At 73.2% G+C, this 11922-nt stretch carries 9 protein-coding genes; 8 read left to right on the forward strand and 1 reads right to left on the reverse strand.

Annotated features, from left to right (window positions below):
* Positions 1–1232: 1232 nt before the first annotated feature.
* The 8 genes from QC282_RS26835 (at position 1233) to QC282_RS26870 (ending at position 11250) form a co-directional block, all read left to right on the forward strand.
* Positions 1233–1907: a ScbR family autoregulator-binding transcription factor gene (locus QC282_RS26835; RefSeq protein ID WP_279552146.1), complete on the forward strand. Its 675-nt coding sequence runs from the start codon at positions 1233–1235 to the stop codon at positions 1905–1907.
* A 153-nt stretch (positions 1908–2060) separates the two neighbouring features.
* Positions 2061–2879 carry an AfsR/SARP family transcriptional regulator gene (locus tag QC282_RS26840; protein ID WP_279552147.1) on the forward strand — a complete coding sequence of 273 codons (819 nt, stop codon included), beginning with the start codon at positions 2061–2063 and terminating at the stop codon, positions 2877–2879.
* 365 nt (positions 2880–3244) lie between these two features.
* On the forward strand, positions 3245–4066 hold the full coding sequence (locus QC282_RS26845) for an AfsR/SARP family transcriptional regulator (protein ID WP_279552148.1): 822 nt from the start codon (positions 3245–3247) through the stop codon (positions 4064–4066).
* A 109-nt stretch (positions 4067–4175) separates the two neighbouring features.
* Positions 4176–4925 (forward strand): thioesterase II family protein, encoded by a 750-nt coding sequence (locus tag QC282_RS26850; protein ID WP_279552149.1) that lies wholly within the window; start codon positions 4176–4178, stop codon positions 4923–4925.
* A gap of 203 nt (positions 4926–5128) precedes the next feature.
* Positions 5129–6082 (forward strand): aromatase/cyclase, encoded by a 954-nt coding sequence (locus QC282_RS26855; RefSeq protein ID WP_279552150.1) that lies wholly within the window; start codon positions 5129–5131, stop codon positions 6080–6082.
* 773 nt (positions 6083–6855) lie between these two features.
* A complete protein-coding gene (locus tag QC282_RS26860; protein ID WP_279552151.1) occupies positions 6856–10587 on the forward strand; it encodes a condensation domain-containing protein in 3732 nt (1243 codons plus the stop codon).
* A gap of 152 nt (positions 10588–10739) precedes the next feature.
* Entirely contained in the window at positions 10740–10877 is a 138-nt protein-coding gene (locus QC282_RS26865) for a hypothetical protein (protein ID WP_279552152.1), read from the forward strand.
* A 100-nt stretch (positions 10878–10977) separates the two neighbouring features.
* A complete protein-coding gene (locus QC282_RS26870; protein ID WP_279552153.1) occupies positions 10978–11250 on the forward strand; it encodes a DUF6059 family protein in 273 nt (90 codons plus the stop codon).
* 40 nt (positions 11251–11290) lie between these two features.
* Here QC282_RS26870 and QC282_RS26875 read toward each other — a convergent pair whose 3' ends face one another.
* Positions 11291–11881 carry a malonic semialdehyde reductase gene (locus QC282_RS26875; protein ID WP_279552154.1) on the reverse strand — a complete coding sequence of 197 codons (591 nt, stop codon included), beginning with the start codon at positions 11879–11881 and terminating at the stop codon, positions 11291–11293.
* Positions 11882–11922 lie beyond the last annotated feature (41 nt).

Consider the following 11922-nt stretch of genomic DNA (forward strand, 5'->3'; position numbering starts at 1 on the left):
GACTCCGTCAACGGCAAGAAGAACGACGGCACAGCCAAGGAAACCATCCAGGTCGTCGACGTCGCCCAACTCCTCCTCGACTCCGTCAAAACCCCCACCGACCCGACGGACACGACGGAAACCGAAAACACACCGGAGCCCGAACCCGCGCAGTAGCAGCGCGGTACGGCACCAGCGAGCGTTGTGGGACTGACTGAGGGGCCGCCCCCATGGCGGCCCCTCAGTCAGTTCCCGGCGGCAGTCCGCCGGTTGCCGCCAGGCGGCGCGAAGCCCGGCCGACGCGCTGCCCCGCGCCGCAGCGCGCCGCCCCAACGCTGCCCAGTGCCGCCCCGCGCCGCCGTGCCGCGGTCGGCCGCTATTGTCGACGCGTTGCCCGTGACCGCTGCTCAGCGCCTTCGAGGACGGTCCTGACCCCTGCCTTGGGGGACACAGCCCTTCGTGGCTCATACGGCGTTCCGGGCACCCCAAGGTCACTTGAGCGTGGTTCGAGCCCCGCCGTGCACCGTGGACCGGAGGCGAGGAAGGACCCATGACAGCGACGGCGACAAGGCTGCCCGGCCCGTACTTACCGTGACGCTGTTCTCGCTGGTCGCCGGGCACGTACAGAACCGCGAAGCGGGCAGCGGGGACTGAGCCGTACCTGCCGGCACCGGCCGGACGCACCGGGGTCCACCAGCCGTCGCGCAGTGGCGGACATCGCGAGTGATATCGGGTCGGCATCAGTGACCGGCCATGTCCGTCCGCCATATGGAAACCGCCCACGCGGTTTGTTACTCTGAGCACGCGGTTTCTATGACCGTGCCCGCGCCGACCCAGGAAAGGGGGCTGTCATGGCGGTGGTGAGGAAGCCCTCCGCGCGCGATACGGAGTCGACCGACGCACGGGGCCGTGCGGCCGTACCGGAGACGGTCGGTGCGCCGGCGTCGGAGTCCTCCGCCGGCAGACCGCCGGGACCGAGGGCCTCGAGGCTCCCCGGGCCCGTACGGCCGAGGAGCGCCGGGCGGAGCTGATGCCCCCTGCCGAGCGGTCGAGTGGCGCCTGGCCGAGGTCAGCGACCGCTTCCGAGCCCCGACCCTGCCCTTCATGCGTCGCCGACGGTGCTGCACAGCAAGCGCACCGAACCGCCGTCTCGTGAACACGGCGAACCCCCACGTCAGGTGTACTTTGCAAGCGGCGCGAGATGTCGGTGTTTCTGCCGACTTTACGACGTCCCGTTGCCCAGGAGACAGCACATGGTCAAACAGGAACGAGCTGCCCGAACGCGGCGTTCGCTGATTCAGGCCGCGGCCGAGGTGTTCGCCGAGGAGGGCTTCGTCGCCGCGTCGCTGGGCGCCATCAGCAAACGGGCCGGTGTCAGCAACGGGGCGCTGCACTTCCACTTCGCCAACAAGAGCATGCTCGCCGAAGCGGTCGAGGCGGAGGCCACCGAGGCCGTTCGCCGGCTCACCGAGGCGGCGCGGGCCCGGCAGGGCGACTCCCTGCAGACGGTGGTGGACGCCACGCACGACCTGATGCGCAGCCTGGTCCAGGACGTCGTCGTCCGCGGCGGCTTCGAGCTGGCCAGTGACATCACGCGCCGGACGAAGTCCCCGCTGCGCGCCCAGTGGCGGCAATGGGTCGAGGACAGCCTGGGCCGGGCCGAGCGCAGCGGCGCGCTCGCGGAGGGGGTGTCCTCGTCGGACGCCGCCCGTGTCATCGTCGCCGCGACCGTGGGTCTGGAAGTGCTCGGCGGCGCGGACGCCTCCTGGCTGGCCCGGCAGAACATCACCCGCTTCTGGGAGTTGCTGCTGCCGAGGCTCGTCGACCGGCAGGACCTGGCCACGCTGGTGTGCGCGGGTTCCCGGCCGCCGACCGCCGCACCCGAAACCGCACAGGGCACGGTTGCCGCGGACGCCTCCGAGCGGTAGGGAACCGAGACTCCGGCTCTGGTACAAAAATACGAACCGTGCGGTTTGGTTTTGACAGACCGGTTGCGCTGTTTTTAATGTGGTCGTTGTCGGCGTCGCAGCCGGCAGCCGCGGGACGGCCGGAGTACTCGGGCACGAGATAGGGGAAACCCCGTGAACATCAAGGTACTGGGCACCCTGGACGTCAGGGAGAACGGCGTCTCCGTGATGCCCACCGCGCCGAAGCCGCGCCAGGTGCTCGCCCTGCTCGCGCTCCACGCAGACCAGGTGGTCTCCGTCGCGTCGCTCACCGAGGAACTGTGGGGCCTCACGCCGCCGCGCAGTGCCCGCACCACGCTGCAGACGTATGTGCTCCAGCTGCGCGAACTCATCGGGGCCGCCCTGGAAGCGGGCCGGCCGAAGGACGGGGCGGGGCGCACGGCCAAGGACGTCCTCGTCACCCTGCCGGGCGGCTACCTCCTCGACAGCGGCGGCGGCACCAGCGACGTGCGGGAGTTCGAGCAGCTCGCGGGCGCGGGCTACCGGGCGATGGACGCCGGAGACCTCCAGGGCGCGGCACGGCAGCTGAGGAGGGCCCTCGACCTGTGGAGCGGGCCCGCCTTCGCCGACGTGCAGGCGGGCGAGCAGCTCCAGACGGAGGCCCGGCGCCTGGAGGAAACCCGGCTGTTCGCGCTCGACCAGCGCATCGAGGCGGACCTCAGGCTCGGCCGGCACCGCGACCTGCTCGCCGAACTCACCGTCCTGGTCAACCGCTACCCCACGCACGAGACCCTGCGGGGCCAGTACATGCTGGCCCTGCACCGCTCCGGGCGGCGCAGCGAGGCGCTGGAGGCGTACCAGCGGCTGCGGGCCACCCTCGTACGGGAGATGGGGCTCGAACCGTCGGCCGAGCTGCGGCGAATACAGCGCCTGATCCTCATGGCCGGACCCGAGACCGCGCCGGAGCAGCGGGCGACGCCCGCGAGTGCCTGAGCGGAGCGGCTGAGGGGCGGCTGAGGGGCGGCTGAGCGGTGGACCCGTCGGCCGGCCCGTTGGCCCGGCCGTCGGCGGCACGGTCGTAGCCGTGCGCGGCCCGGTGGCCCGGCCGGTGGGGGTCGAGTGCGGGGAGAAGGATTTTCAAGTATTTCAGTGTGCTTTTTCGGTCGATTCTCCAGCGAGCCTGTCTTTCGTCTCGCTTTTGCGATTCTTTGAATTTGGTTTACCTCTTTTGTTTGTTCTTTGAGGATTGCTCAAACATCGCTGAAGGAACCGATTCCTCCGCCGCGGGTACGGCTAGCGTGCAAGTTCGCCGACGACTTTCCGCCATCGGGAGTGCCCGACGACGAACGGAGGGAACCATGGAGATTCAGGTTTTGGGTCCGCTGTGTGCCGCCGTGAACGGGGGGTCGATCGTCCCGACCGCCGGGAAGCCCCGACAGATTCTGGCCCTGCTTGCGTTGTATCCGAGCCGCGTCATGCCCGTTTCGACGCTGATGGAGGAGATCTGGGGGACGGAACTCCCGCAGAGCGCAATGACGACTCTGCAGACGTACATCATGCAGTTGCGCCGCTGCCTCGGAACCGCGATGGGGCCGGACGCACCGGGTGCGGCGAAGAACGTTCTGGCCACTCGGCACGGCGGCTACCTGCTGCAGATCCCGCCGGAGTCGGTGGACGTGCACACCTACGAACGCCTGGTCGCCGAGGGCCAGGAGGCCTTCGAGGAGGGCGAGGACGAACGGGCCGCCCGCTGCTTCCGGCAGGCCCTCGCCCTGTGGCAGGGGCCCGCGCTGGTGGACGTACGGCTCGGGCCGGTCCTGGAGATCGAGGTCATGCGCCTGGAGGAGTCCCGGCTGGTGACTATTGAGCGGCGCATCGACGCGGACCTGCGGCTCGGCCGGCACGCCGAACTGATCGCCGAGCTCACCGACCTGATCGCCCGTCACCCCCAGCACGAGGGCCTGCACGCGCAGGCGATGGTGGCCCTGTACCGGTCCGGGCGGCAGGCCTCCGCCCTGGACGTCTACCGCAAGCTGCGCGAGGGCCTGATAGAGGACCTCGGCGTGGAACCCTCCCCGCAGCTGCAGCGCCTGCACCAGGCCATGCTCGCGGTCGATCCGGAACTCGACGTGGTGGCCGGCCCGCGCCGCGGCTCCACCTTCGACCGGTACGCGGCCTAGGCCGCGTACCGCCGACGGGCGGCCTCGGTCCGGTCTCCAGCGGGACTCGAGGCGGTCCGGCGATCCTCGAATCCGCCCGTGCGGGACCAGGGCGGTAGAGGAGGATGCCATGCCTGACGAACAGCCGGTGCGACTCCACTGTTTCGCCCACTCCGCCGAGGGCGTCTCCGCCTTCGACGACTGGGCCGCGCACGTCGGCCCCGGCGTGGAACCGGTCCCGGTCCACATGCCGGGCTCGCCAGGGCGGCGCACCGAACCCCGCGTCACCACCCACGAGGCGCTGCTCGCCGAAGTGCTGCCCCGGTTCGCCGACCCGAACCCCGGCCCGTACGTCCTGTACGGGCACGGTCTCGGCGCGATGATCGCGCTCACCGTGACGCGCGCCCTGCACGAGGCCGGCCTGCCCGGCCCGGCGCTCCTCGCCGTCGGCGCCTACTCGCCGCCGCACGCGCCCGCCGAACTGACCGACGCCCGCGGGGCGACGGACGCCGAACTGCTGCACGTCCTCAGCGGCGCCGGCGCCGTGCCGCCGACCAGCGACGAGGGGATCTGGCTGCGGACCATGCTGCCGGTGCTCCGCGCCGACCTGGAGCTGGCCCAGTCCCTCGACGAGGCGGCCCGCAGGCCCTCCCCGGCCGGCCCGCTCACCACACCGGTGCTCGTCGTCGCCTCGCGGGAGAACCCGCTGGCCCCGCCCTCCACGGCCGACAGCTGGCGCCAGTGGACCGTGGGCCCCATCTGGTTGCGCACCGTCCCGGGCCACCACTTCTTCGTACGCGGCCGGCAACTGCCGCGGCTCCTGGGCCGCGCCTGTCGCGTCACCCGCCGGCTGGTCCGAGAACCCGCGCCCGTCGGCTGATCCCGCGTTCCGGCCCACCGGCCCCGTTCCCTCGGGCGTCCCCCGGTGGAGCCGTGAACAACATTCCGTCGCGCGCCGGTTCACGTCTGCTCGCTCAGCGCTTCATTCGACCCTCATTCCGCTCCCGCTCCAGCGGTTCTCATTCCGTCGTCTGAATTCTGTTCGCGGCCCGGCCGGGGCCAGGTGAAGAGAGAGGTGTTCAGATGTTTGGTGAGCGTGTGGGCAGGGCGACGCGCAAAATAAAGGTGGCGGCGCCCGCCGGTGTGGTCTACGCACTGATAGCGGACGCGTCGAAGTGGCCGCTCTACTTCTCCCCGAATGTCCATGTGGAGCGCCTGGAATTCGACGGCGAGCGGGAACGCCTGCGGATGTGGTGCATCATGGACGGCCCGCTGAAGTCGTGGACCACCTGGCGGCACCTGGACCCGGTGGAGCGCCGCGTCGAATTCCGGCAGGAACTGCCCGTCTCCTCGCTGCACGCGCCGGGCGGCGTCCTCAGCGTCCGCGAGGAAGGCCCGCACGACACCGAGCTGCGACTGCGGTACGACTTCAGCGTCACCGACGACCTGCCCGACGACGTGACATGGGGCGAGCGGGGCGCCGACCGGTACAGCCGTACCCAGCTCGCCGACCTCAAGCACTTCGCCGAGCAGTGGACGCGCCTGGACGAACTGATGCTCTCCTTCGAGGACTCGATCCGCATCAAGGGCCCGGCCGAGCTGGCCTACGACTTCCTGTACCGGGCCGCCGACTGGCCCGAGCTGGTGCCGCACGTCACCCGGGTCGGCCTCACCGAGGACACCCCCGGAGTGCAGCGCATGACCATGCAGACGCTGAACGAGTACGGCGCGCACAGCACCGAATCGGTGCGCATCTGCTTCCCGCACGCCGGCCGCATCGTCTGGAAGCAGACCGCGACCCCCGAACTGCTGGCGGCACACACCGGCGAATGGTCCGTCGTCCCGGACGAGACGGGCGTGACCGTCGCCGCGCGGCAGAACGTCGTGCTGCGCGAGGACCACATCACCGCGGTGCTGGGCGAGCACGCCGGCCTCACGGACGCCCGCCGGTACGCGCGCGAGGCCCTCGGCAACCACTGCCTGGCCCTGCTGTCCCTGGCCAAGCTGCACGCGGAGAGCGCCGTCCGCATGCTGTGACGGCCGTACGGCCGGGTCCGCCGGACGTGCCGCCGACCACTCGGGAACGGGTCGAGCCCCGATCCAGTCGCCGGCGGCGGCTCGTCGCGTGCCCAGTACCGTGGCTCCGGTCCGGACACGGCAGGCAACCGCGCGGTGGTCACCGGCACAGGCACCCTTGAGCCGGTGCCGTCCGGGACTCCTGCCGTGCTCTTCCCGGCCCGGACGAGCCGCCGAGAGCCGCCCGGGGCGCGGCGGGCGACCGTCCTGGAGACCCGCGCCCTCTCACACCGCGCCCAGCAGCAGATCCACGACGGCTTCGGCCCGCGTTCGACGCGGACGCCCCCTGAACCCGCCGCGGCGCGGCGCCGACGCCTGCCGTTCTCGGGCACGGCTCGGACACCGCTGCACACCCACTTGGGAAAACGGACTTCGGGCACGTACTGCCATTAGCGTGCTCAGCCCGACCGTTGTGGACACCGGCAGGCGCGGAGGCCGTCATGGGAGAGAGGCAGCACGGCCAGGTCAGGCCCTGGTGCGTCCCGCCGTCCGGTCGTGTCGCATTCGCTTCTTCCACTCCGGCCCCAACGGGCCCGAACATGACGTCCTGCCAGGCCCCGCCCGGGCCCCGGGCGCGGCTTCGCCCTCCGCCACGGCCCCACCGGCCGGACCCGGAAGGCCGCCCGTAGGCACGGCGCCAGAGCCGCTCCAGAGAAACCCGAAAGCCCGTTCCGCGCCCGCAGAAAGGAGAGAGGGGACCCGGCCACCCGCAGCGGACCGCACACCCGGACACCATGACTGTTCACCGCTTCCCGCACGCGCCGATCTCCGTGGTCGTCAGCCCCGGCCCTCCTCCGCACGCGACGCCGTGGGACCTCGAACTGCGCGGGCCGCTGGACGCCGCCGCACTGGAACACCTCCTGGTCGAGCTCACCGCCGGCGACCCGGACCCGACCGCCTGGCAGCACCGGCTGCTGCGGCACGGGCCCGACCACCACACCCTGCGGTTCTGCGCACCGCAGGGCGCGCCCACCGCCTCCGTCCCGGGCCGCGTCGCCGACCGGCTCACCGAACCGCCGCCGCCCGCCGACCGTCCGCTGACCCCCGCCCAGCGCGCGGCGCTCGCGCGCGGCGCCGGGGACCGGTACGAGGCGGTACTCGTCGAACGGGAGACGGTGCCGGACGCGGGCACGCTGCGCGAGGCACTGCGCACCGTCACGGCCGCCCACCCGCAACTGCACGCCCGCCTCGATCACGCGGACGGCTGGCGCACGGCGGAGACCAGGTCCGGGGACGACGCCGGGCGCGGGCAGGACCCGCTGGTGGAGGGAGAGTTCACCGACGAGGCCGGTTTCGCCGCGCTCCTGGACGCGGCCGGCCGCACGCTCGACGCGTACGCCGGTGTCCAACTGCGGGCCCTGCTCGCCAGGGACCGCCGCCCGGCCGGACCGCGTGCCGACCGGCTCGTCGTGCTCGCCCACGAACTCGCCGTCGACGCCGCGTCCTGGCGCGTCCTGCTCGACGACCTGACCACCGCGCTCGGTACGGCCGCCCTGGGTACGGCCGCCCTGGGTACGGCCGCCCTCGGTGCGGAGGCCCCCGCTGCGGACACCCGCGGGGCGGACGCGGGTCGTCTCCCGGCGCGGGCGCGGGCGCGGCGCGTGCCGGACGGCCTCGCCGACTGGGTCACCGAACTGCGGGAACTGGCCCGCGACTCCGCCGAGGCCCAGCACTGGAGCCTGGTCGCCGAACTGAGGTCCCGGGCGGCCGGGTTCTCCGGGCCCGCCCGGACACCCGGGCCGCACGGTGCGGTGACCGACGCCGTGACCGAGGCAGCGGCGTCGCCTGATGACGGGGCCGGCGCCGGGCCGGTACCGGGTGACGTGTCCGGCACCGTCCCGGTGGACGCGCCGGACACCGGGCCGGGTGGGCGGCAGGCCGCCGCCGACGGCACTGCGGCAGCGGTGCGCGGTGATGGGCAGGCCGCCGCCGATGGCCGTGCGGCAGGCGTACCCGGGGACGGGCAGGCCGCCGCCGACGGCCCTGCGGCAGGCGTACGCGGTGACGTCGGTCCTGTGGCAGGCGTACGCGGTGACGGCGGCCCTGTGGCAGGCGTGCGCGGTGACGGCGGGCGGCGGCAGCGGCGTACCGCGTTCACCCTCGACGAGCACGCGACCGAGCGGATCGCCCAGGGCCTGGCCCGGCGGCTCGCGCTGACCACCGGACAGGTCCTGACCGGTGTGTTCGCCCTTGCCCTCGCCCGCTGGCAGGAATCCGGCGAGGTCGGCTTCGACGTACGCAGCGACCCCAGGGCCGGGCGCCGCAGCCTGCGACGCCACGTGGGCCGGCTCACCGACCCCTACCCGGTCCAGCTCACCGTGGACACCGGCCGCGACCTGCTCGGCCAACTCACGGCGCTCGCAGGGCCGTTGGCCGCCTGCGCCGGCCGCGCCGGGGGCGGCGCGGGCTTCGGGGCCTGCCGGGAGTGGAGCCCCGACCCGTCGCTGCGCCGTGCCCTGCGCGACCTGCCGCCCGCCCGGGCCTGTCTGACCCTGGACGAGACCGGCGAGCCACTGCCCGGCGCCGCCCTGCCCGCACCGGGCCGGCCCACCCACCCCGTCGAGGTGCGGGCCGGGATCGCCGGCGGCCGGCTGCACATCGGCATCGACTGGGTGACCGGCCACCCCGACGGCGTCACCGACACCTCCGCGGCCACCCTGGAACACCTGCTGCGGGGACTGCTGAAGGAACTCGCCGACGTACCCGTCGCCCCGGTGCCGCTCGCCTTCCGGGCCACCCCCCAGCAGTCGGCGCTGTACACGGGCGGCGACGCACAGCCCGGCACCGGACGCCATGTCGAACAGCTCGTCTGGGTCTGGCACGGCCCGCTCGACACCCGGCGCTTCACCGCCTCCTGGCAGTCGGTCTTCGACTGCGAGACGGTGCTGCGCACCGCGTTCACCGGCGGCTCCGAACCCCTCCTCGTGGTGCACGACCGGGTCGCGCCCGAGATCACCCGCCGCGTCGTCCGCAACGGCGACTGGTCCCCCCTCCTGGAACAGGACCGGCTGCGCGGCTTCGACCTGAGCCGCCCCGGAGCGCTGCGCCTCACCCTGCTGGAGCCCGAGCAGACCCCGTCCGCCCGGACCGCCGCACCCACCCGGATCCTGGTCACCTACCACCGGGCCCTGCTCGACACCTGGAGCGCGCACATCCTGCTGCGCGAGTTCTACCGCGCCTACCTCGCCGGCGGCACCCTGCCCGGCGGTGAGCGCCGCCCCGACCTGCGCGACTACACCGCCTGGATCGCCGCCCAGGACCCCGAACCCGCCCGGGGGTTCTGGGCGCGCAGCGCGCCGCCCGACGGCGCGGCGTCCCGGCCGGGACGGTCCGCCGGCACCACCGGCCTGACCGGCATCGGCCGGGCCCGGCTGCGCCTGGACCCCGTCGACACCAGCCGCCTCGCGCGCTGGGCGGGCACCTGGGGCACCGCCGAGAGCAGCGTGCTCCAGGCCGTCTGGGCCATGCTGATCTACTGGGCCTCCGGCGCCACCGGACCGGCCCCGGTCTGCTTCGCGGTGACCGTGTCGGGCCGGGGCATCCCGCTCGACGGCGCGGCCCGGCTGCCCGGACCGCTGCGCAATCCCCTGCCGATGTCCGTCGAGGTGGACCCGGCGGGCACCGTCCCCAGGCTGCTGCGGCAACTGCGCGACCGCGCCCTCGACATGGCCGCCTACGAATGGGTGCCCGCCGACTGGATCCGCGCCTGGAACCGCGGCGGCACGGACGCCGACACCGTCATCGTCTTCGAGGACCCGCCGCATCCCGTGGACGGCCTGGAGAACGAACTCGCCGCCCACGGCCTGCACGCCGAGTTCCCCGGCACCCTGCCGGCCCGCTCCTCCCTGCCCATCGGTCTGCTCGCCCACCACGACACCACCGGCGGCCTGGTCCTCACCGGAGTGCACGACCGTTCCCTGCTCGACGAGGACGAGGCCGCCGAACTGCTCGCGCAGAGCGCCCTGCTGCTGCGTTCACTGCCGCTGTCGGCGGGCGAGTCCACCACCGTCGGGGAGGCCCTGGAACTGCTGAAGGGCAGCGTGGCGGCGCGCCCGGCCGAGGCGCCGCCCGCGGGCGAGCGGACCAGCGGCCCGCTGGTCACCCTGCGCGAGGCACGCCGCGACCGGGCGGGCAGGATCTGCCTGATACCGCCGCCGGACACCCCCGAGACCTGCTACGACCTGCTGGCCCGCACCTACTCGGGCCCGCACGAACTGCTGGTGCTCGCCGCCGGCACCGACGCCGAGGGCGCACGGCCCGCCCTCGCGGCACCCGGCGCCGACACCTCCCTGCTGCTCGCCGGCTACTCCGGAGCCGGTGTCCTCGCCTGCGAGATCGCCCGGCGGATCGCGGCGGACGGCGGCCGCCCGCCGCGGGTCGTGCTCGCCGGCGCGTCCGCGGACGAGTACGAGCGGGCCCGCCATCTCGCCCGGGCCCTGGAGGACGCCACCGCGGCCGGGACGTGACGCGGTTCCACCGCCGTTCATCCCCAGCTCCAGGATTCCTCGTTCGCCGTCCTGCACCGTGGCATGGATGACCCCGCCCGGCCGCCGGCACCGCACCCGCGGCGGGCGCCGTACCACCACCCCTACTGACGACGAACCAGCGGGAGGACCAGGTGTACGACACCAAAGAGGAGGACGGCAGGCCGGCGGAGGAGCCGGCGGGCACCTCCCTGTTCCGTATCCCACCCCTGCTCCTCGCCGGGATCGACGAGGACGAGCTGGAGTCCCACCTCGTACGAGGCATCGACTGACGCCGAGCGCAACCGCACCCGTGCCGTCCTCGAGCGATCCGCGAGCGGGCCTTGGAAGCCTGTGGAGGACGCGACCGGCGACGGTGCGGAGGAGGCGAACATGAGACGGTGGCTGCGCAACGGCCGACGGGCGCTGGCCGACTACTTCGTACGACGGCTCTGGCAGTCCCTGGTGGCGTTCGGCGCCGCGCACGACCCCTTCGCCGCCCAGTACGCCGAGGACGAGCAGCCGCCGCGGCAGCGCCCCGGAGGGCCGCCGCCCGCCCACCCCGAGCGCCTGCGCGAGGACGTCCCGCTCACCGCGGAGGAACTGCGGATCCTGCGGGAACTGTGGCCCGCGCACACCGAACACCGGACCCCCGACGGCAAGTAGGGGCGCCGGCCCGGCCGGCACCCCGGTGCGGCGGCGGTTCTCAGACGGTGGTGACGACCTCGTCGAGGCCCAGGCGCGGTGAGCGCGCGAACCAGGCGTCGGGGCCCGGCCGGCCGATGTTGACGACCATCAGCGGGGTGTGGTCGTCGTCCAGGAACTCCTTCTGGACGGCGGCGTGGTCGAAGCCGTTCATCGGCCCGGCGGCCAGGCCGGCCGCGCGGACGCCGATGATGAAGTACGCGGCCTGCAACGCGGCGTTGAGGTGGGCCGACTTCTCGCGCACCTCCCGCGAGGCGTAGAACACGTCCTTGGCCTGCGGGAAGTGCGGGAACAGCCGGGGCAGCTCCTCGTGGAACTCGTTGTCCGCGGCGAGGATCGCCACCAGCGGCGCGGCGGCCGTCTTCGCCCGGTTGGGCGGGGTCATGTGCTGCACCAGACGCTCGCGGGCCCCGGGGGAGCGGACCAGGACGATGCGCAGCGGCGACTGGTTGAACGCGGTCGGGCCGTACTTGACCAGGTCGTGGATCGCCCGGATCTGCTCGTCGGTCACCGGCTCGTCGGTGAACGTGTTGGCCGTACGGGCCTCGCGGAACAGCAGATCCTGGGCGGCGGGGTCGAGGGCGAGTGACATGCGGGACAACCTTTTCGACTTCGGGACAAGCGGCATTCAGC

Source organism: Streptomyces sp. DH24 (assembly GCF_029813775.1).
Taxonomy (GTDB): domain Bacteria; phylum Actinomycetota; class Actinomycetes; order Streptomycetales; family Streptomycetaceae; genus Streptomyces.